Origin of the sequence: Alcanivorax borkumensis SK2, assembly GCF_000009365.1 — a bacterium.
Classification (GTDB): Bacteria; Pseudomonadota; Gammaproteobacteria; order Pseudomonadales; family Alcanivoracaceae; genus Alcanivorax; species Alcanivorax borkumensis.
Window position 1 is genome coordinate 1,002,826 of sequence record NC_008260.1, and the last position, 21,830, is coordinate 1,024,655.

General features: G+C 54.2%; 18 protein-coding genes. 17 read left to right on the plus strand and 1 reads right to left on the minus strand.

Going from position 1 to position 21,830, the window contains the following annotated elements; all coding sequences use genetic code 11:
- Positions 1-70: 70 nt before the first annotated feature.
- The 3 genes from ABO_RS04645 to ABO_RS04655 all read left to right on the plus strand — a co-directional run bounded on the left by ABO_RS04645 (position 71) and on the right by ABO_RS04655 (position 5,311).
- The gene (locus ABO_RS04645) at positions 71-499 is read left to right on the plus strand and encodes an REP-associated tyrosine transposase (protein WP_041704909.1); all 429 of its coding nucleotides are present in this window, start codon (positions 71-73) and stop codon (positions 497-499) included.
- Between the two features lie 114 nt (positions 500-613).
- A complete protein-coding gene (pbpC, locus tag ABO_RS04650) occupies positions 614-2,950 on the plus strand; it encodes a penicillin-binding protein 1C (protein ID WP_041704910.1) in 2,337 nt (778 codons plus the stop codon).
- A 141-nt stretch (positions 2,951-3,091) separates the two neighbouring features.
- On the plus strand, positions 3,092-5,311 hold the full coding sequence (locus ABO_RS04655; protein WP_011588185.1) for a molybdopterin-dependent oxidoreductase: 2,220 nt from the start codon (positions 3,092-3,094) through the stop codon (positions 5,309-5,311).
- A 64-nt stretch (positions 5,312-5,375) separates the two neighbouring features.
- Here the strand turns inward: ABO_RS04655 and ABO_RS04660 are convergent, their stop codons facing one another.
- Complete coding sequence (locus ABO_RS04660; RefSeq protein ID WP_011588186.1) at positions 5,376-5,894, minus strand: lipocalin family protein; 519 nt, start codon at positions 5,892-5,894, stop codon at positions 5,376-5,378.
- 258 nt (positions 5,895-6,152) lie between these two features.
- On the opposite strand from ABO_RS04660, the gene ABO_RS04665 reads away from it, so the two are divergent.
- From ABO_RS04665 to ABO_RS04730, 14 genes are all read left to right on the plus strand, one after another.
- Entirely contained in the window at positions 6,153-6,788 is a 636-nt protein-coding gene (locus ABO_RS04665; RefSeq protein WP_011588187.1) for an SDR family oxidoreductase, read from the plus strand.
- 344 nt (positions 6,789-7,132) lie between these two features.
- Positions 7,133-8,662 (plus strand): capsule assembly Wzi family protein, encoded by a 1,530-nt coding sequence (locus ABO_RS04670; RefSeq protein ID WP_011588188.1) that lies wholly within the window; start codon positions 7,133-7,135, stop codon positions 8,660-8,662.
- Positions 8,663-8,682: 20 nt separating this feature from the next.
- The gene (locus ABO_RS04675; RefSeq protein ID WP_011588189.1) at positions 8,683-9,813 is read left to right on the plus strand and encodes a polysaccharide export protein; all 1,131 of its coding nucleotides are present in this window, start codon (positions 8,683-8,685) and stop codon (positions 9,811-9,813) included.
- A 2-nt stretch (positions 9,814-9,815) separates the two neighbouring features.
- A complete protein-coding gene (locus ABO_RS04680; protein ID WP_041704912.1) occupies positions 9,816-10,244 on the plus strand; it encodes a protein-tyrosine-phosphatase in 429 nt (142 codons plus the stop codon).
- A 63-nt stretch (positions 10,245-10,307) separates the two neighbouring features.
- Positions 10,308-12,518, plus strand: a complete 2,211-nt coding sequence (locus ABO_RS04685) for a polysaccharide biosynthesis tyrosine autokinase (RefSeq protein WP_011588191.1) — start codon at positions 10,308-10,310, stop codon at positions 12,516-12,518.
- Between the two features lie 103 nt (positions 12,519-12,621).
- Complete coding sequence (gene tviB / locus ABO_RS04690) at positions 12,622-13,896, plus strand: Vi polysaccharide biosynthesis UDP-N-acetylglucosamine C-6 dehydrogenase TviB (protein ID WP_011588192.1); 1,275 nt, start codon at positions 12,622-12,624, stop codon at positions 13,894-13,896.
- Between the two features lie 253 nt (positions 13,897-14,149).
- Positions 14,150-15,190, plus strand: a complete 1,041-nt coding sequence (locus ABO_RS04695; RefSeq protein WP_011588193.1) for an NAD-dependent epimerase/dehydratase family protein — start codon at positions 14,150-14,152, stop codon at positions 15,188-15,190.
- The gene (rfbB, locus tag ABO_RS04700) at positions 15,187-16,269 is read left to right on the plus strand and encodes a dTDP-glucose 4,6-dehydratase (RefSeq protein ID WP_011588194.1); all 1,083 of its coding nucleotides are present in this window, start codon (positions 15,187-15,189) and stop codon (positions 16,267-16,269) included. The genes ABO_RS04695 and rfbB overlap by 4 nt, the downstream gene beginning before the upstream one ends.
- A gap of 5 nt (positions 16,270-16,274) precedes the next feature.
- The gene (rfbD, locus tag ABO_RS04705) at positions 16,275-17,189 is read left to right on the plus strand and encodes a dTDP-4-dehydrorhamnose reductase (RefSeq protein ID WP_011588195.1); all 915 of its coding nucleotides are present in this window, start codon (positions 16,275-16,277) and stop codon (positions 17,187-17,189) included.
- Complete coding sequence (locus ABO_RS04710; RefSeq protein ID WP_041704913.1) at positions 17,182-18,207, plus strand: acyltransferase family protein; 1,026 nt, start codon at positions 17,182-17,184, stop codon at positions 18,205-18,207. Before rfbD ends, ABO_RS04710 begins: the two co-directional genes overlap by 8 nt.
- Before the next feature lie 2 nt (positions 18,208-18,209).
- Positions 18,210-19,094, plus strand: a complete 885-nt coding sequence (gene rfbA, locus ABO_RS04715; RefSeq protein WP_011588197.1) for a glucose-1-phosphate thymidylyltransferase RfbA — start codon at positions 18,210-18,212, stop codon at positions 19,092-19,094.
- A gap of 2 nt (positions 19,095-19,096) precedes the next feature.
- The gene (rfbC, locus tag ABO_RS04720) at positions 19,097-19,648 is read left to right on the plus strand and encodes a dTDP-4-dehydrorhamnose 3,5-epimerase (protein ID WP_011588198.1); all 552 of its coding nucleotides are present in this window, start codon (positions 19,097-19,099) and stop codon (positions 19,646-19,648) included.
- Positions 19,645-20,973: a flippase gene (locus tag ABO_RS04725; protein ID WP_011588199.1), complete on the plus strand. Its 1,329-nt coding sequence runs from the start codon at positions 19,645-19,647 to the stop codon at positions 20,971-20,973. Before rfbC ends, ABO_RS04725 begins: the two co-directional genes overlap by 4 nt.
- A gap of 4 nt (positions 20,974-20,977) precedes the next feature.
- Positions 20,978-21,820 (plus strand): sulfotransferase family 2 domain-containing protein, encoded by an 843-nt coding sequence (locus ABO_RS04730; RefSeq protein ID WP_011588200.1) that lies wholly within the window; start codon positions 20,978-20,980, stop codon positions 21,818-21,820.
- The last annotated feature ends 10 nt before the right edge of the window (positions 21,821-21,830 follow it).

Consider the following 21,830-nt stretch of genomic DNA (forward strand, 5'->3'; position numbering starts at 1 on the left):
ATCCCCACCGTGTAGGTCGGATTACGCCTTTCAGGCTAATCCGACCTACACGGTGGGGATGTGACTTACGCTGGGTTGCGCCACCCCCTCTCGTGTCGTTCTTTCATTACGTCATGCCTTCAAAAGGGTAAAAACGCGCCACCCTTTCCGCATGAATGCCATTGTTATTCTGCCGGGCGATCTCCACTGCATCTGGACCCTGCCGGAAACGGACCATGACTTCTCAACCCGCTGGCGCTTCATCAAGGGGGTGGTTACAAAACATGGCCAAATGAGCACACCGATCTGGCAAAAGCGTTTCTGGGAACATACCCTTCGTGACGAGTATGATTTGCAAACTCACACCGATTACCTCTACTACAACCCGGTAACGCATGGTTATGTCCTCCAGCCTGCCGATTGGCCTTACAGCAGCTTTCACCGGGACGTGGCCCGTGGCCGATACCCTGCGAACTGGGGGGGGGAATGGTCACTGCCGGAAGACGTTGGCAACGAATAATGCGCAATGTCGGATTACGCCTGTCAGGCTAATTCGACCTACTTTCCCGCTCGCAGGTCGTGTTAGGCGTAGCCGTAACCCGATACAGGCTTTTGCAACCGGCCCCCACCCGCGATGAAATTTCTGCGCCGTTCAATTCTTACCCTGCTGATTATCGCTGTGCCTATGGTGGTCGCGTTGCAGTTCTGGCCATTGCCCGAGCGGCTAACCCACACTCCGTACGCCACCCTGATGCTGGACCGCAATGATCGCTTGCTCGGGGCGCGTATTGCCGCAGATGAGCAGTGGCGCTTCGTTCCGGTGGAGGTGTTGCCGGACAAATACCGCCGCGCCTTGCTGAGTTACGAAGACAAGCGCTTCTTCGCTCACCCCGGGGTCGATCCGCTGGCGATTGCTCGGGCTGCCTGGCTCAATGCCCGTGCCGGCCGCGTGGTTAGCGGTGGCTCCACGCTGACCATGCAGCTGGCCCGGCTGCTGCGTGATGACCCGCCCAGAACACTGCCAGAGAAGGCCCGCGAGGCGCTGTTGGCGCTGCAGCTGGAATGGCACTTCAGCAAGGATGAGCTGCTAATCCAGTACGCTAGCCGGGCTCCCTTTGGGGGCAATATTGTGGGGTTACGCGCCGCCGCTTGGCGTTACTTTGGCCGGGAACCGGCGGCGTTGAGCTGGGCGGAAGCGGCGTTGTTGGCGGTGCTGCCCAATGCCCCCTCATTGATCCACCCGGGGCGAAACCGGGAACGATTACGGGCCAAGCGCAATGGGTTGCTCAATGACCTGCACGAGAGCGGAGCACTGCCGGCCAGGGACCTGCAACTGGCACTGCTGGAACCTTTGCCCGCTGCCCCCAAGGCGTTGCCCGCTAACGCCAACCACCTGCTGAACTCTCTCACCGTCAGTAGCGAACAACACCTGTTCCGCACTACTTTGGATGCAGACCTGCAGCACCGGGTGCGCGAGCTGGCGCGCCGGCATGGTCGGCGCTTAGCCGGGGAGGGCGTGCATAATGTGGCGGTGGTGGTGATTGATCACATCGAGTTGGCCACCCGCGCCTACGTGGGCAACATGACCCACGGCGATGCCCGCGAATACGGTGCCGCCGTGGATATCGCCAGTGCGCCGCGCTCCACGGGCAGCGTACTCAAGCCCTTGTTATATGGCCTGATGCTGGACGATGGGTTGTTGCTGCCCGATACGCTGGTGCCGGATTTGCCTACCAATTATGGCGGCTTCAGCCCGGAAAATTTCGACCATGGCTACCGGGGCGCTGTCCCTGCCCATCAGGCGCTCAGTCAGTCCCTGAACATTCCCGCCGTGCGCATGCTGCGCGAATACGGGGTGGGGCGTTTCCATAACCAGCTGCAGCGCATGGGTATGACCACCCTGTTTCGTAACGCTGAAGATTACGGCCTCACCCTGGTGCTGGGTGGAGCAGAGGGGGCGCTTAACGAACTCACGGGTATTTACGCACGGCTGTTTGCTAGCGCCCGGCAGGCACCGGCTTACCCCGTGGCGGTGTTGCAATCCTCCCTTGCCAATAGAGAGCCCGGCAGGGCGCAGCCCAGCCCTGTTCTTAGCCCCGGCGCTGCTTGGTTAACCCTGGATGCCCTGCGCCAGGTGGCACGGCCCGGCACCGCCCGGCAATGGCGGTTGTTCAGCTCCAGCCAAGCCATCGCCTGGAAAACCGGTACCAGCTATGGCCTGCGCGATGCCTGGGCTATCGGCAGTAATGGCCGCTACACCGTGGGCGTGTGGGCGGGCAACGGCAACGGTGAGCCGGCTCCTAGCCTGGGCGGCGCGGCCACTGCAGCGCCGTTGATGTTGGACGCGTTCAGCCTGCTGGGGCCGGCTCGCTGGCCAGAGGCGCCCTTGGCTGATTTGAAAACCGTGCATGTGTGCAGTGACGACGGTTATCTGGCCGGGGGGCGTTGCCCCACGGTGGAGCGGCAGGCGCCGCTGCACAGCCATTTCGAAACCGTCACGCCGTACCATGTGCGGGTGCATTTGGATAACAATGGCCAGCGGGTGCATAGCCAGTGCGAGCCGGTAAGCGCCATGCGTCATCGCGATTGGTTTGTGCTGCCTCCCGGTCAGGCCTGGTTCTACCAGCGCCGCCACCCGCACTACCGGCCGTTGCCCAGCTGGCGGGAGGATTGCTTAGCGGGGGCTCGGGCCATGGATAGCGAGCCGCCCATGGCACTGATCTACCCCCATGCGGGCACCGCCATTTATATTCCGGTGGAGCTGAATGGTCGGCTGGGCCGGGCGGTGTTGCGCGCGGTGCACCAGCGCGCCGATGCCACCCTGTATTGGCACCTGGATGCCACTTACTTAGGGGAAACCCGCCATTTTCACGAATGGGCGCTCATCGCCGAGCCCGGCTGGCATACCCTCACGTTGGTGGATGATCAGGGGTTTCGGTTAAAGCAGCGCTTCAAGGTGTTGGGCAAATAAATCACCTTTACTGCCAGATTACGCCTTTTCAGGTCCTCGGAGCCCTTGGGTACATTCCGCCGATAAAACCCTATATTCACCGCGCCTTTTCTTCGCGAATCTGATAAACAAGAACTCTTCGCGCAACCAACGGGGCTACCGATGACACACCTTCACTACCACACCTGTAATTTATGCGAAGCCATGTGCGGTATCGAGGTAGAGCACAACGGAGATGACATACACGCTATCCGTGGTGACAAGGCCGACCCGTTCAGCCGTGGGCATATCTGCCCTAAGGCCGTGGCGTTGCAAGATCTGCATAACGACCCAGACCGCCTGCGCCACCCGGTGAAGCGCACCGCCGATGGCTGGGTGCCGATTAGCTGGGATGAAGCCCTGGATGAAACCGCCCAGCGGCTCCACGACATTCAGCGCGCGCACGGCAACAATGCGGTATCGCTGTACTTGGGCAACCCCACGGCACACAACCACGGAGCCCTGTTTATGTTGTTGCCGTTTACCTGGGCGCTGAATACCCGCCAGCGCTTCAGCGCCACCTCAACGGACCAGTTGCCCCATCAGCTTGCTACTTACCAGCTGTTTGGCCACCAGGCCCTGTTCCCGATTCCGGATATCGACCGTACCGATTACTTCATGATCATTGGCGGTAACCCATTGGTTTCCAACGGTTCCATCATGACCGTCCCCGACGTGAAAAATCGCCTCAAGGCGCTGCAAAGCCGCGGGGGCAAACTGGTGGTGGTGGACCCGCGTCGTACCGAAACCGCCCAGCTGGCAAACGAGCATCATTTCGTGCGCCCGGGCACCGATGTGTACCTGCTGCTGGCGCTAGTGCAGGTGCTGTATGCGGAATTATTGGTGGCGCCGGGCCGTATCGATGGCTTGCTTGATGGCAAGCAAACCCTAGAGAAGCTGGTGGCGCCCTGGACCCCGGAAAAAGTGGCTGAGGCGGTGGGCATACCCGCCGAGACTATCCGCACGCTGGCTCGCGATATTGCTAACGCGCCCAGCGCGGCGGTGTACTCCCGCGTGGGGGTAACCACCAGCGCCCACGGCAGCCTCAGCGCCTGGCTGGTCTATGTGATTAACATCCTCACCGGCAATCTGGACCGCCAAGGGGGCGTCATGTTCACCAACCCGGCTTTTGATGTTGTCAGCATGAGTGGCCTGAGTGGCGATACCGGCAGCTTCGACGCTTATCGCAGCCGGGTGAACGGCTACCCGGAGTTCGGCGGTGAATTTCCGGTCACGGCCATGGCCGATGAAATGCTGACGCCGGGGCGCGGCCAGATAAAAGCCTTTATTTCTCATGCCGGCAACCCGGTGTTGTCGTGCCCAGATGGCAACAAGCTGGATCGTGCGCTCAGTGGCCTGGATTTCATGGTCAGCATCGATTTTTACATCAATGAAACCACCCGCCATGCGGACATTATTCTGCCGCCCACCGGCCAGCTCGAACACGGCCAGTTCGACCCTATTTTTCAGGCGGTGGCGGTGCGCAATGTGGTGAAATACACGCCACCGTTGGTGCCTCGCCCGGAAGGCATGTTGCACGATTGGGAAATCCTGCTTGGGCTCACCTCACGGTTGAACCGGCTTAACGCCCGCAGTCGCCGCAACCGCTTGAAGTTTGCCGCCACCGATCGTTTTATCCGCACGCTGGGCGACCGGGGCATTATCGATTTGGGCCTGCGCCTGGGGCCCTATGGTAGTGGCGGCAAGGCCCTAGCCGAGCTGAGGGAAAAGGGCTTGCATACCCTGCCTAAAGTGGCTTGGCGTTTGCTGCGTGGCAACAGCGGTGGGTTAACGTTAAAGCGCTTGGAAGCCGCTCCCCATGGCATTGATTTAGGGCCGCTGGTGCCCATGCTGCCGCAACGCCTTTACACCCCCAATCAACGGATCAATCTGGTTCCCGCCCTCTATAACCGGGCACTGCAAGGGTTGCCGGTGCCGGATGCCCCGCAAGGCAATCAGCTGTTGATGATTGGCCGCCGTCATCTGCGCAGCAATAACTCCTGGATGCACAACAGCCAACGGCTAATCAAAGGCAAAGGCCGTTTCAACGCCATGCTCCACCCTGTGGATGCAGAACGGTTGGGGGTGCAAGAGGGCGCAGATGTGCTCATTAGCGGCAGTGCCGGCAGCATAACGCTACCGGCCACCCTCAGTGACGACATCATGCCCGGTGTGGTCAGCGTGCCCCATGGTTGGGGCCATGATCGCGCGGGCGTTCAGTTGGGCATTGCCCGGAGTACAGCGGGCAGCAGCATCAACGATGTGCTGGGCACCGAGCGGGTGGAAGCGGTAACGGCCATGGCGCAGCTCAATGGCATTCCCGTTACGCTGGCCCCAGCATGAGAACACTGACCATAGGCCGGCAGAGGTGGCTACCCCGTTAGCCGGCGCGCGCCAGCAACAAACATCACCACAGCTGGGGTACTTTTTGCAGCTTGTTCAGGCTGTAACCGCGGGCCTTGGCGGTCTCCAGCAAGTGTTGGTAGGTGCTGGCTTCTATCTCAGGGCTGCGGGCCATAATCCACAGGTAATCGCGTTTTTCCCGGCCCACAATGGTGGCCTGGTAATCCGGGCTTACGTACAGCACCCGGAAGTCGGCCTTGAATGGCCAGAGGAACCGCATCCCCCATATCGCCGGGTTTTCTTCGCTCACAAACCCGGTGGGAGTCATGGTCTTCAGCTCACCCTCTGGGCCACCCTTACGGAAGGTAAAGGTGGTGGCAATTTCATTCGGCCCGGCCCGGCGGTACGTTTCCGTGGCGTTATAAGCGCCTTTTTCGGGAAAAGTAGGAATATTGGCAATCACATACCATTTGCCCATAAAACGGTCTAGGTCGAAGGGGGCGGCCACCTCAATGGGGGCGCGAGGTGTGCTTTGGCAGGCGTTGAGCATAATCAGGCTCACTATCAGTAGTATCGGGCGCATAAATGTCTCCATGACAGTGATGATCACGCCTTGAGGTGCAACATCGGGTGAATCCTAGTGATTGTGTAGGTCGACTTAGGTGTAGCCGTAAGCCGACAACCAAGCCTTGCTGCCCATCCATAATGATGAAATGTCGGATTACGCCTCTCAGGCTCTCTGTGCCCTTGGGTCAATCTGACCTACACACACCGGTTACCCTTGAAAGTCCTCCGCGCCATCACAACCCCTGTTATTAACCAACCGGAAAAGGAGACCCGCGTGAACGTTCTTATTGCAGGCGCAAACGGAAAAATTGGCCGCCGGCTGATTCCTCATTTGGCCGCCGACAACATCCACGTGACCGCCATGGTCCGCGATGCCGCCCAAGCACAGTCACTCAAAGAGCTGGGAGCCGCCGATGTGGTGGTGGCAGATTTGGAGGGCGACTGCCGGGATGCCCTGAAAGGGCAGCATGCTGTCATATTCACCGCCGGTTCCGGCCCTCACACCGGCCCGGATAAAACCATCGATGTGGACCAGAACGGTGCCATCTCGCTGGTGGATCAAGCAAAAGAGCAGGGCGCCAGCCGCTTTATCATGGTCAGCTCCATGCGTGCGGATGATCCGGACAGTGGCCCGGAAAAAATGCGCCATTACTTCGAAGCCAAAGGTAATGCAGACAATCACCTGCGCAGCAGCGGGCTAGATTATGTCATCGTCCGCCCGGGCCGCCTCACTGAGGAACCGCCGCTGGGGCACATCAGGCTGGAGAAGAAAATAAAGGGTTTCGGGGAAATCTCCCGAGAAGATGTGACCAAGGTGCTGGCGGAAGTCACCCGAATGGAGACTCGTAACCAAGAGTTCGACGTCATCTCTGGTGATACCCCCATACGCGATGCCCTGCAAAGCCTTTAAGGCGGGCGCTTCATTCCATTGTCGGCTTAGGCCGCTATGGCCCAAAGGCCGTAAGCCGACCCTTCTGCTCTCTTCGTTTTGCTCCCTTTCCCCTCGCTCTAGCGATAACAGGCTAACGGGCTAGTATTCCCTGCTGGATTGTTAGACAAAATCCGGTATTTTTTTCTAACCGTATCCCTAGTCATCAAGGGGCCTGTGTCATTAATTCGTATTAATTACGTTGGTTTAGTATTGAAGACCATTCGCATTACGGTAAACAAACGGTAAAATGCCGCAGCTTGTCATATGGATGACAAAAAAAAGCATTAATAATTCGCCCCCATGATGTTAAACAGCTGGATAGGATGTCCGTAGTGCCGTTCTCTTTACGATCAACTCGTTGGTATTTTGCGGGCTTTGCCCTTTTGGCTGCAAGCAGCGCCCAGGCTTCTTCTCCATGGGTGTCGGCTGGTGATCTGGCTGCACGCCATCACATTGAGGTGCTGCAATCTCAAGGCTGCCTAGAGGGAGTGACGCTCAGCTGGCCAATCAGCTGGGCCGCCCTAATGAAGGGTTATCGCCTTGCCCGCCATAGCCTCCCGGAAGGGGAAACAGAACGCTGTGAAAGCCAGCATGCCGCCTTCCTTGAAAAAGCCCTCCGCCAAGCCAAGCAAAGCACCCGTGGTGCTTCTATTACTTTGGGGGTGGCCAATCAAGAGCCCCTTTACACCAGCTTCGACACCCAAGTGGAAGATGAACAGACCAGCCAAGTGACACTTTATGGCATGGGTGATCGTTGGGCGGGGCGATTGGCCATCGGGTATGTGGATGGCGATCGCGACAATGAATATGTGCGCATGGATGACAGTTACCTGGCCGGTATTGTTGGCAACTGGCAGCTGGGCGTAGGCGCTATCGACCGCTGGTGGGGGCCGGGCTGGCAAAGCTCGTTGGCGCTCTCCAACAATGCCCGCCCGATACCCGGAGTGTGGCTGTCTCGGCAAATGCCGCTGGCTCCGCAAAGCCCTTGGCTCAGCTGGATCGGCCCTTGGGATTTACAGTTTATTGCCGGGCGCCAGGAACAAGACCGGGCTGTGCCCGATGCCCATGTGCTAGGTGCACGCTTTGTCTTCAAACCGCTGGACTCGCTACAAATCGGCCTCACGCGGCTGGCTCAGTGGGGCGGGGAAGGGCGTCCGCAGAACTTTCAGGCTTTCTGGGACGCGACCATTGGCCGAGATAACGGCGAATCGTCAGGTTTCGATGATGATGATGACCCCAGTAATCAAATCGGGGGGGTGGATTTTCGTCTGTCGTTGAATCCCGGTGATGTGCCACTGGGGATTTATGGCCAGTTCATTGGTGAAGATGAAGCCGGTGGCCTGCCCTCCAAGCGATCGTCTCTCGCCGGTATCGATATAGTCACCGGCTGGGGAAAAGGCTCCCAGCGTTTCTTTGCTGAAGCCACCGAGACCGTGGCGGGTAGTTGGTTTGGTGATCGACGCCACAATGTTATGTACGAGCACAGCACCTACAAGACCGGTTTCCGCTACCATGGCCGTAACCTGGCCAGTACTTGGGAGGGTGACGCCAAAGTCACCACCCTGGGTGTGCAGCAGTTTTTTCGTAACGATGTGACGGTCTCTCTGAGCCTTTCCCGAGCGACCCTGAATGACGAGGGGAGCACACGCGCAGTGCTGCATATCGATGGGGACGAAATTCTTCAGGCCGCAGACGAACAAGACATCACGCTGGCCGAATTGCGCATCGGCCACCCCCTACTGGGCGGCCGGCTGAACTGGTTGCTTTCTACTACGAATGAAGCCGTAGTCACCTATGAAAAGCGGGAGCGGTTTACCGCTGGCCTTCAGTGGACCCGCGACATCAATTGGTAACAGAGTTTATGCAGGTATTTATGAATCCACTCGGTAAATTTTTGGCTGCTGGCCTGTTTGTATTATTGGCGGGCTGTACGGTTGTGCCGGGTTCCTATCATTCTCCAACTCCGGGTTGGTTTCTGGATGATGAGGATGGTTCATCAGAAGGCGCGCCGCTTCCTGATGTAGTAAAAGTTCATTCAATTGGAACGGGGATACTCAAAAAACAAGATATACATCCGGTTGACAGAGGCGTTCCTCCTGCTATCGATTTGTCCGATGAGGATTACCATTATTTGGTTGGCCCGGGCGACGTGCTGCAGATTACGGTTTGGGATCATCCCGAGCTGACTATTCCTGCCGGTTCTTTGCGCAGTTCGGCTGAGTCGGGGAATTGGGTTCACAGTGATGGCACTATTTTTTACCCGTACGTAGGGATCGTGAGTGTTGAAGGGCTGCGGGTAACGGAAATACGAGACATGCTTACCCGACGTCTTTCTAAATACATCGAAGACCCACAAGTCGATGTGTCTATCGCGGCCTTTCGTCACAAAAAAATCTATGTTACCGGTGAAGTCGATGAGCCCGGTTTGTTTCCGGTGACGAATGTGCCTACTCGATTAATTGACGCGATTGGCGAAGCGGGCGGGCTCACAGAAGCAGCGGACTGGAGTAGCGTCGTTCTTACCCGTAATGGCAGGGATTATCGCCTTTCGTTGCGTGATATCTATCAGTATGGCAATACCAGCCAGAATATCCTGCTGCAGCCTAATGATGTTATTAACGTAAACCCGGTGACGGATGCGAAAGTGTTTGTTCTTGGTGAGGTAGGTAAAGCTGCCAGCCTGAAGATGGGGCGCAATGGTATAACGCTGGCGGAAGCGTTAGCTGAAAATGGTGGCTTTGACCAGCGTCAATCCGATGCTTCAGGGGTGTTTGTCTTCCGCAAGGCTCCTTTGGCAGCAGATCATGGTATTGATGTTTATCAGCTAAATGCAAAAGATGCCGCAGCTCTGGTACTGGCAGACAGCTTTACGTTACAAGAGCGGGATATTGTTTATGTTACTGCGGCGCCTCTGGCCAAGTGGAACCGCGTGCTTAGTCTGATTTTGCCTTCGGTTAGTGCGTTGTACTTGGGGAGCAGTACAGAAGATAAATTGAGGGATTAAGCATGTTCAACCGGATTCTGGTTGTCTGTGATGGAAATATTTGTAGAAGTCCCACTTTGGCTGCACAACTCAAAGCACTAAGGCCCGAGAAAATCGTTGAATCAGCAGGGCTGGTTGGGTTGGAGGGCCAAGATATGGATGCCACAGCGCGGCAAGTCGCTGAAAATCATGGGCTCACTTGCCCTAAGCATGTAGCACGTAAACTGAGTTCAGCAATGTGTGCTGAATACGATTTGATTCTGGTGATGGAAGCGCATCAGAAGGAGCGTCTTTCTCGGCAGTTTCCAGAAGCTAGCGGAAAGACGTTTCTAGCAAGCCATTGGAATGGGCGACATAACATTCCGGATCCCTATAAGCGAGGGCGTGAGGCTTTCGAGTCTATTTATTTGTTAATGGATAGTGCCGCGCACGCGTGGGCTAAAAAAATTTAGGGATCAGGGGTAAGTAGGTAGAAAGTCCCAGGGTCGAGAAGTATACAACCGGTTTATAAACGAATGGCAGAAAATAACAGCATGAAACGGCATCTATCAGCTAACGATGCAGAGCCTGATATCGACTTCGCACTCCTGCTGGCCGTGCTCGTGGAGCATTGGCTATTAATTGCATCCACGGCAGTGGTTGCGATGCTGGCAGCGATTAGCTATGTCATGTTTGCCACGCCTATTTATAAAGGCGATGCGCTCTTACAGGTTGAGCAGAAAAGCAGTGGTGTGCCCGGCCTTTCTGAACTCAATCAGATGTTTGAGCAGGAATCCTCCACTGCGGCTGAAATTGAAATTCTTCGCTCGCGCATGATTCTCAGAGAGGTGATTTCACAGCTCAAAATGGATATTCAAGTCCAGCCTGAGCGAAATTCCCTGTGGGGAAAAATGACGGCTCCTGATCCTGCGCCGCCTTTCTTACCTCGACCCGCATTTGCGGGTTATCGAGACAGCGAAACTTTTATAAAGGTCAGTGCCTTTAATGTGCCAGACCGTCTTTTGGGTCGATCATTCAAGATTATCGAGGAGAAAGGACAGCCGGCATTGTACTTTGAGGGCGGCCTTGTGGGTACGGCGCCTCTTGGAAAACCGATTATCAGTGAAGATGGAAGTGTGCGTTTGTTTATCACTGACTGGGTGTTTGGCGGCGAGCCAGTCTTAATTACTCGTTTACCCGAAATCGCAGCGATTAACCGACTACGAGGGATGTTGTCAGTTCAAGAAATTGGGAAAACGGGTATGTTGTCCATGACAGCGACGGGGCCCGACAAGCAACAAATCAAAGCAGTTCTCGATACGATCAGCAACGTCTACGTATTGCAGAATATAGAGCGTCGTTCGGCAGAAGCGGAAAATAGCCTAGCGTTTCTTGGAAAACAATTGCCTGAAATTAAGGAAAAATTGACGGCCGCAGAAGAAAAATTGAATGCCTATCGGTTGGAAAGTGAATCTGTGGATTTGACCATGGAAACACAATCAGTACTGGAACGAAGTGTGGGGCTGGAAGCAAAAATCAATGAGCTGAAAATCCAAGAAGGCGAAATTGCCAGCCGCTTCACCCGCGAGCACCCCACCTACCAGACGTTAATCCGGCAGCGGAGGTCTCTGGTCGAAGAAAAAAACCAACTGGACCAACAGATAAAAGATCTTCCTAAAACCCAGCAGGAAATACTACGTTTGATGCGCGATGTGGAAGTAACGCAGCAAATTTATGTTGGGCTACTTAACAAGACTCAAGAGCTGCGCATTCTTAAAGCCGGCACGGTGGGTAGTGTCCGCATAATTGATGAAGCGCTAGTCCAGCCCGCCCCGATCAAACCCAAAAAATCTCTTGTCGTTGTTATTGCGACGATGCTTGGCGCGGGGGCTGCAGCCGGCTTGGTTCTAATGCGGTCCCTTCTTAGTAAAGGTATTGAATCCCCAGAAAAACTGGAAGAGCAGGGGGTGTCTGTTTACGCCGCTATACCATTGTCAGAACACCAGCAAAAAGCAGAACGCATGAGCTCATTGGTTAAGCGTCGCAAGAGCAGTAAAGGCCTACATAGCATTCCTCTACTGGCGGATATTGATCCTAATGATCTTGCCATTGAAGCCTTGCGCAGCCTCCGTACTAGCTTGCACTTTGCGATGATGGACGCCAGCAATAATATTCTTATGGTAGCTGGTCCAAGTCCTGGTGTGGGTAAATCATTTGTGTCCGCGAACCTGGCCGCAGTATTGGCAAAAGCAGGCCAGAAGATTCTCGTCATTGATGCGGATATGCGCAAAGGACACTTGCATCGTTTTTTTGCGCGAGGCCATGAAATTGGATTGTCCGGGTATCTTTCAGGCCAGCACACCAAGGAAGAGATTATCCTTGCAACGGAGGATGATAACCTGCATTTAATTCCTCGTGGCAAGGCTCCGCCGAACCCGTCTGAACTGCTCATGCATGCGCGCTTTTCTAACTTAATGGAAGAGCTTAGCGATGAATATGATCTAGTGCTGATAGACACGCCCCCAATCCTTGCGGTCACGGATTCTGCCATTATTGGACAGTTGGCGGGTAGCAGCCTGCTAGTCACACGTTATGGCGTTAACTCCGTTAAAGAAGTGGACGCAGCCTTGACCCGCTTTGCCCAAAACAATGTTGAAATTAAAGGGGCGATCCTGAATTGCATGGAACGGCGGGCCACTAATGAATACAGCTACTACGCTTATGAATACAGTAAAAGTAACGATTAGAATCGTTCCACTGTAGAAGCCTTCGTTGGCAGCGCGATAGGCGGTAATAACTAACCGATTGAAATCAGTGTAGGGGCCGGTACAGACCGGAAAGGTAAGAGTAATGGAATTGGGTGATATTAAGTTAGCCGTTATCGGTTTGGGCTACGTGGGTTTGCCGTTGGCTGTGGAATTTGGTAAACGTCGTTCAGTCATTGGTTTTGACATCAACAAGCCACGCATTGATGCGTTGAACGATGGCCATGATGCTACGCTGGAAGTGGATGATGAAGAGCTTGCATCGGCTAACCAATTAACCTTTAGTGCTGATCCAGCCAGCCTGCGTGACTGCAACGTTTACATCGTTACTGTGCCTACGCCGATTGATGAGCATAAACGGCCTGACCTAACGCCATTGGTAAAGGCGTCAGAAACCATCGGCAAGACGCTCAAAAAAGGCGATATTGTCATCTACGAATCCACCGTCTATCCGGGTGCCACAGAAGAAGATTGCGTGCCTGTGTTGGAGAAGGTTTCCGGGCTGGTCTTCAACAAGGACTTCTTCGCCGGTTATAGCCCAGAGCGTATCAACCCAGGTGATAAAGAGCATCGTGTTACTACGATCACCAAAGTCACATCCGGCTCTACCCCGGAAGTGGCGGAACTGGTGGACCAAATTTACGCCTCCATTATCACCGCCGGCACCCACAAGGCGTCCAGTATCAAGGTGGCCGAAGCCGCAAAGGTTATCGAAAATACTCAGCGTGATCTGAATATCGCCTTGGTTAACGAACTCTCGATGATTTTTAATCGAATGGGAGTAGACACCGAGGAAGTGCTGCAGGCCGCAGGCACCAAATGGAATTTTTTACCCTTCCGGCCAGGCTTGGTGGGCGGGCATTGTATCGGTGTAGACCCTTATTACCTCACGCATAAAGCCCAATCGATAGGCTACCACCCGGAAGTCATACTTGCTGGGCGTCGAATTAACGATGCCATGGGCCGCCATGTGGCAAGCGAGCTGGTTAAGGCTATGCTCACCCGTAGCATTCAGGTTAACGGTTCCCGAGTCCTGGTTATGGGGCTTACCTTCAAGGAAAACTGCCCGGACCTGCGTAACACGCGTGTGGTCGACGTGGTGAAAGAGCTGCAGGACTACAACATCCAGGTAGACGTTCATGATCCCTGGATTAACGCTGCAGAGTCCCAACACGAATACGGCATCACGCCAGTAGCAACGCCAGAGATGGAGGCCTACGACGCCATCCTTCTAGCCGTGGGCCACAACCAGTTCAAAGCCATGGGCTCCCAGGCTATCAGAGGCTTCGGCAAACCCGAGCATATCCTGTATGACCTGAAATACAGCCTCCCCAAGGAAGAGGTGGACCTAAGGTTGTGAAGGAACGTTGCTAGCTGTGGGCCACTAGGGAAGAAACCCATAGGCCTGAGCGATGAGAAGGCGCGTACGAAGCGCGGCCCGGTAGAGTAGACGGAGCGGATAACGTCGCTGGCAGCTCGAGCCTCCACAGTCGAAACCCGAAAGGCAATTTTTGTGGGGCGGTCGTTCTACCGAGAAAGGAACGTAAGCAGGAAAGTCGCGGCGCAACAACCGCGCCCACAAACAAACTGAATCTACGAGAAACTGAATCGCCATGACAACCCGCTACGAACAGGTACAGCAAGACCTTAAAGCCAATCCCAAAACCTGGCTCGTCACCGGCGTGGCCGGTTTTATCGGCTCGAATTTACTCGAAACATTGTTGGGCTTGAACCAAACTGTCATCGGCCTGGACAACTTTGCCACTGGCCACCAGCACAACCTGGATGAAGTCCAGCAAACCGTCACTGCTGACCAATGGGCCAACTTCACCTTCATTGAAGGCGACATCCGCAGTCTGGATGACTGCAAAAAAGCGGTCACGGGTGTGGACTACGTACTCCATCAGGCTGCCCTGGGCTCCGTCCCGCGTTCTATCGAAGACCCAATCACTACTAACCAAGCGAATATCGACGGCTTTCTGAATATGCTAGTGGCCGCCAAAGACGAAAACGTGGCCAGCTTCACCTACGCGGCCTCCAGTTCTACCTACGGCGACCACCCGGGCCTACCCAAAGTGGAAGACAAAATCGGCAAGCCCCTTTCCCCTTATGCCGTCACGAAATACGTCAACGAACTCTATGCTGACGTATTTGCCCGCACCTACGATTTCAACACCATCGGCTTGCGCTATTTTAACGTGTTCGGCAAACGCCAGGACCCTAACGGTGCCTACGCCGCGGTCATCCCCAAATGGACCGCCGCCATGATCCAGGGCGAGGACGTGTTCATCAATGGCGACGGCGAAACCAGCCGGGATTTCTGCTTTATCGAGAATGTGGTGCAGATAAATCTGTTGGCCGCCACCGCAGAGGCAGAAGCAAAAAACCAGGTCTTCAACGTGGCCTTGGGCGACAGAACCACGCTGAACACCCTGTTCGATGCGCTTAAAACAGCCCTGAAAGAGTGTGGGGTGAACTATGAAAGTGATCCTGTTTACCGTGATTTCCGCGCAGGAGACGTTCGCCACTCCCAGGCCGACATCAGCAAGGCACAAGAGTTGCTGGGCTATGAACCCGCCTACCGCATTTACGATGGCATCGGTAAGGCCATGCCCTGGTACGAAAGCACACTGAATACTGGAAGCGACGCATGAAAATTCTGGTCACCGGCGGTGCAGGCTTTATCGGTTCCGCCGTTATTCGTCACATCATCAGCAACACGGACGACAGTGTCGTCAATGTGGACAAGCTCACCTATGCCGGCAACCTGGAAAGCCTGCTCAGTGTCAGCGACAGTCCCCGCTATACCTTTGAAAAAGTGGATATTTGTGACCGGCATACCTTGGATGGGGTATTACAACGGCACCAGCCCGATGTGATCATGCACCTCGCCGCAGAAAGCCACGTGGACCGTTCCATTGATGGCCCGGCGGCCTTCATGGAAACCAACATCATAGGGACCTACACCTTGCTGGAAGCGGCACGCCAATACTGGAACAGCCTAGACGACACTGCCCAGCAGGCTTTCCGCTTCCATCACATCTCCACCGATGAAGTGTACGGCGATCTGGATGGCCCGGAAGACTTGTTTACCGAAACCACTCCCTATGCACCCAGCTCCCCGTATTCCGCCAGCAAGGCCAGCTCCGACCATCTGGTGCGCGCCTGGTTGCGGACCTATGGCTTTCCCACACTGATCACCAACTGCTCCAACAATTACGGGCCTTTCCACTTCCCGGAAAAGCTCATCCCGCTGATGATCCTCAATGCCCTGGAAGGAAAACCTTTACCGGTGTACGGCCAGGGTACCCAGGTACGTGACTGGCTCTACGTGGAAGACCATGCCCGCGCCCTCTACAAAGTGGCAACTGAAGGCAAAGTGGGGGAGACCTACAATATCGGCGGCCACAACGAAAAACAGAACATCGACGTGGTACACACCCTCTGTGATCTGCTCGAAGAGCTGGTACCGAGTAAACCAGAAGGTATCAGCCAGTACCGGGATCTGATCACACATGTCCGGGACCGCCCAGGCCATGATCTGCGCTACGCCATCGACGCCAGTAAGATCGAGCGAGAGCTGGGCTGGACCCCGCAAGAAACTTTTGAAACCGGCATCCGCAAGACCGTGCTGTGGTATCTCGATAACAGCGAATGGTGCCAACGAGTGCAGGATGGCAGCTACCGGCGCGAACGGCTTGGCACCGGTTCAGGCACTGAGGGAAAGGAATAAAGGCCATGGCAAGGACGCAGGCAAAAAAGACAATCTTGCTGCTAGGCAAAAACGGACAGGTCGGCTGGGAGTTGCAGCGTGCCCTGGCGCCGTTCGGTCAACTCATCGCCTTGGATCGCGCCGGCCAAAATGGATGGTGTGGTGATATTGGCAACCTGGATGGCCTGCGCGAAACCATCGAGCACATCAAGCCGGACGTGCTGGTCAACGCCGCGGGCTACACTGCAGTAGATCAGGCCCAGAGCGAACCGGAGCTGGCTGAGCGACTCAATCATCAGGCTCCGGCCTTGATGGCAGAGTTGATGAAAGCACATGGCGGCTGGCTGGTACATTACTCTACGGATTACGTCTTCGATGGCAGCGGCAACCAGCCCTGGAAAGAAACAGACAGCGCCGGCCCCCTCAACGTCTACGGCGCCACGAAGCTGGCCGGCGAGCAGGCCATTCAGGCCAGCGGCTGCCAGCATCTGATATTCCGCACCAGCTGGGTGTATGCCAGCCGGGGCAACAACTTCGCCAAAACCATGCTGCGCCTTGCCAAAGAGCGCGACACGCTGAATGTGATCGACGATCAGATCGGCGCGCCCACCGGTGCCGAACTGATTGCAGATGTAACGGCCCACGCGCTGCGCCAGTGGCAACAACAGCCTGACGTCTCAGGCCTTTACCACCTGGCCGCCAGCGGCGAGACGTCGTGGTACGACTATGCCTGCTACGTGTTCGGCTGGGCGCAAAATGAAGGACTGCCGCTGGCGATTCAGTCAGTCAACCCGATCCTCAGCGAAGACTACCCAGTACCCGCCATCCGGCCTAAAAACTCCCGCCTGGATGGCCAAAAGCTGGAAACCACCTTCAACCTCCAATTACCAGAGTGGAAGCAGGGCGTGGAACACATGATGTCTGAGGTGTTTGATGTTTAACAGCTTGCAGATTGGTAGAGCGGTAGCTGCATTATTAGTTGTCTTGCACCATGCGACGTTGGGAAGCCGCAAGTTTTATGGTGAGGCATTTGGTGGATTTTGGGGCTTTGGAAATATAGGCGTTGATTTTTTCTTCGTGCTCAGTGGATTTATTATCTACTGGGCCCATAAAAATGATGTGGGCGGACGAGCACAGGCGACTTTATACAGTAAAAAACGCTTTTTCAGGCTCTACCCGGCGTTCATACCAATATCTATCGCCATGCTTGCACTCTATATGATCTTGCCGAATCTGAGCCAGGGAGGAAGAGAGATTAGCCTGGCATCTTCTCTCTTTCTTATCCCCACAATGTATGGGAGTCCTGCATTGTCCGTAAGCTGGACGCTGATGCATGAATTCCTTTTCTACGTTGTTTTTTCTCTTTTCTTTATTTCAAGAAAGGCGTTCTGGATTGTGCTGGCAGTCTGGTCCGGCCTTATATTGGTGGCGCCCCTGAGTGGTGTGGATGGGTTTTATGCAAAGTTCATTTTGAATATGCACAATCTCCAGTTTTCCGTGGGTGTTCTTTGCGCTCTTTATTATCATCAAAAAACGGATAAAGGGCGCTCGGAAATAAAACCTGGATTCTTCATTCTAGGGAGTTTGGTAATGGCTATGCTGATTGCCACACTCGGAGACGTTGTGGGTGTATATGCAAAGCTCTTGAATGGTCTACTATTTGGCATGGTGATCCTGAGTCTGATCAGTATGGAGATCAGTGGGGTGTTGAGCTCTGTATTTAGATCAAAAATACTTCTTTTTCTGGGCGCCGCTTCGTATTCCATTTACTTGATACACAATCCTTTCCTTTCATTTTTGAATAGGGTAGGGGCGCCGCTCGCTAATGTGTATCAGGTCAATGTAGAGCTAATATTCATTGGTGCTGTAATCGCTTCTATCTTGGCTGGCGCTATTTACTACAAACTTTGGGAAAAGCCGGTTCTGGCCCTCTCCCGAAAATGGATCAAAAAGGGTTAGTTATGACTGCAACCAACCGTAAAGGCATCATTCTGGCCGGAGGCTCCGGCACACGCCTGTATCCACTCACCATTGGTGTGTCCAAGCAGCTACTGCCCATCTACGACAAGCCCATGATCTATTACCCGCTGTCAGTATTGATGCTGGCGGGTATCCGCGAAGTGCTGATCATCACCACCCCGGAAGATCAGGCCGGCTTCCAGCGCCTGCTGGGCGATGGCAGTCAGTTCGGTATCGAGCTCACCTATGCCATCCAGCCAAGCCCGGATGGCCTGGCCCAGGCCTTTATCATTGGCGAAGAGTTCATCGGCGATGCGCCGGTGTGCTTGGTGTTGGGCGACAACATCTATCACGGCCCAGGTTTGTCGCAACTACTCAAGAACGCAAATGCCCAGCAAAGCGGCGCCACCGTCTTTGGCTATCACGTCTCCGATCCGGAGCGTTTTGGGGTAGTGGAGTTCGATGAAAACAAGCGCGCGGTGTCCATCGAAGAGAAGCCTGCAAAGCCCAAATCCAATTACGCCGTTACTGGTCTCTATTTCTACGACAACGATGTGGTCGAGATCGCCAAGCAGGTAAAACCATCAAACAGAGGTGAGCTGGAAATCACCACCGTAAACCAGATGTACCTCGATCGTGGCGACCTCAACGTAGAACTGCTCGGTCGTGGCTACGCCTGGCTGGATACCGGCACTTTCGATTCCCTGCATGAAGCCGCGGGCTATATCGAAACCCTGGAAAAGCGCCAGGGCCTGAAAGTGGCCTGCCTGGAAGAAATTGCCTACCGCATGGGCTTTATCAGCAAGGCGCAGCTAAAGGAGCAGGCCGAACTGCTCAAGAAGAACAGTTACGGTGCCTATCTGGTGAAGTTAGTGGAGCAGGAATAATCATGGAAGTGATTGAAACCCGTATTCCAGAGGTAAAGCTCATCAAGCCGAAAGTGTTTGGCGATGAGCGTGGCTTCTTCATGGAAACCTGGAATGCACGAGCCTTTGCCGAAGCCGGTATCGACGCCACCTTCGTCCAGGACAACCATAGCCGCTCTGTCAAAAATACCCTTCGCGGCCTTCATTACCAGATCAAGCAGCCCCAGGGGAAACTGGTGCGCTGTACCCGTGGTGAGGTTTTTGATGTGGCGGTAGATCTGAGAAAAAGCTCGCCCACCTTTGGTCAGTGGGTGGGGGAAATACTATCGGAAGAGAACCAGAACCAGCTGTGGGTGCCGCCGGGGTTTGCCCATGGTTTTTTGGTGATGACCGAAACGGCTGATTTTCAGTATAAATGCACTGATTTCTATGCTCCTGAGCATGACCGGTGCATCCACTGGGCTGATTCAAAAATTGGGATTGACTGGCCATTTGAACCAGAAGCGCGATCGCCCCTCGTATCGCAAAAGGATGCGGCAGGCGCACGGCTGCTGGATGCAGAGGTATACGATTGAATAATTGGCGCACTCGTCTCGCAGAGATTAAGCAGGGGCAGGGACTTAAAGCGCAATTAGTGCGAGGTGTGCTTGGGGTCGGCGGCCTGAAGTTGCTGTCGATGCCGCTAACCCTTGGAGCATCGGTGCTTCTGGCAAGAGGGTTGGGGCCTGAAGGTTATGGTCAATACGTGTTTGTTCTGTCCCTCATAACCATGTTGGCACTTCCAGTAGGGCCTGGAATTGGGCAGCTTATTACACGAGAGGTCGCCAAATACCAATATTCAGAGCAATGGTCTTTCTTCCGGGGGGTATTACGTCGTTCGAATCAGTGGGTTGTGCTTGCCGCAACATTATTCCTAGTCGTTGTCGTATCGGCCGCAAGTTGGAATGCCAAATGGGAAGTAAATGATCGTTGGGCGCTGTTACTGATCGCTAGCTTTCTTGTGCCTCTGCTTGGTTTAAATACTGTCAGGTCAAATACCTTGCAGGGATTGCGTCACGTAGTTCTTGCACAGTTGCCCGATTTGTTGCTTAGGCCTGCTACACATCTCGTAGTAGCTGCTATGTTGATGTTTTCAGGATTGCTCAATCCGGCAACAGCTTTGGGCGCTCAAATAGCGGGTACGGGAGTGGCCTTTTTGGTAGGGGCTCTGTTCCTCCAGCTAAAAATTCCTGGCCAAGTACGCTTAAGTGCTCCCAAATATCGGACCGCAGAATGGGGAAAGGCAATAATGCCGTTTACCTTGCTTGCAGCAGTTGGGACTCTCAATAGCCAGATAGGCATTCTCTTTCTTGGTTGGCTCGGCCGGCCAGAGGATGTGGCTGCTTTGCAGATTGGTATGAGTGGGTCGGCATTGGTGGTTTTTGTTCTGGCTCTAATAAATCTTGTTATCAGTCCTCATATCATCAAAGCCAGGCAAGAAGGCGATAAAAATAAGCTGCAAATGCTGTCCCGGTATTCCTCCCGCGCGGCGCTATTTGGCGCGTTGCCTATAGGTCTGCCACTAATTTTTGTCGGAGATGCAATTGTTCATTACTTATACGGTGATGAATACATCAATTCTGCCGTGTTGCCGCTGGCGATATTAACTGCTGGGCAGCTCTTTAACGTGGCATGTGGTTCTGTAGGTCAGTTCCTGACCATGAGTGGCTATGAGAAGGATACACTGCTTGGACAAGTGGTTGCGTTGATGGCTAGCGTCGCATTGGCAGTAATTCTAATTCCTGATTTTGGCGCCGTGGGTGCCGCTAGTGCGGTAACAGCTGGCCTGGTGATATGGAATTTAGTGCTGGCTTGGCTTTTCAAGAAGAGACTGGGCTTTATGCCAACAGTTTTAGGTTGAAGATATGATTATAGATGACAAGCATGAGATCGCTTTTGTCCACATTCCCAAATGTGCCGGGACAACTGTGCGGGAATACTTAAAGGAATATGATCGATCACAAGGTTTTTTTTCTGATCGTGTTGATATGCACGAAAAGCTTGGCATGCTCGACTTTGTTCACATTCCGCTTTATATTTTAAAAGAGCACTTCCCGACTGAGCTTGAGCTGATTCATCGCTATTGGTCGTTTGCTGTGATGAGGGACCCTTATAAACGTTTTGCGTCATCAGTTACACAGCGTTTGAGAATGTATGGGGAAAAGCCAATTGAAGCATTGAGCGAACGAGAAATCAGAAGTGAAGTGGAAAACTGCATAGCACTTCTTGAAAAATACGAAGATCCGCAAGTTCTCTTGCCGCATGATTATATCCACTTTCAACGTCAAATTGACTATATTTACCTTGGAGATGAGTTGTTAATTGACAACATATATTCTTCAGAAATGGTGGGCGATTTGGTGGATATTTTAAAGGAAAGGCTTGGATGTTCGCTTGATGCCGTAGGCGAAAGCACTGAAAGCGAGACAAGACTGAATAGCACTGTCGTGTACCGCAGTGATGTTGTGCGTTTTTTTATGGGGTTTTCGAAACCAATGTTCCGTATTTTCTTTTCCTGGCTTCCTCAAGGGGCAAGAGAGGCTGTAAAGAGGGGAGTTTATGTCGACAGAGATCAAAAAGTGGGGGGCGTGTTTGCCAGTAAAAATGTCGTTGATTTTATTGGTAGGTACTATCGCGAAGATATCTTGCTTTATGAGAGAGTAAAGTGCGGATGTCAAGATGCTCGACAGCTAGGCTCTGCTGTGTGATTGCTTTTTG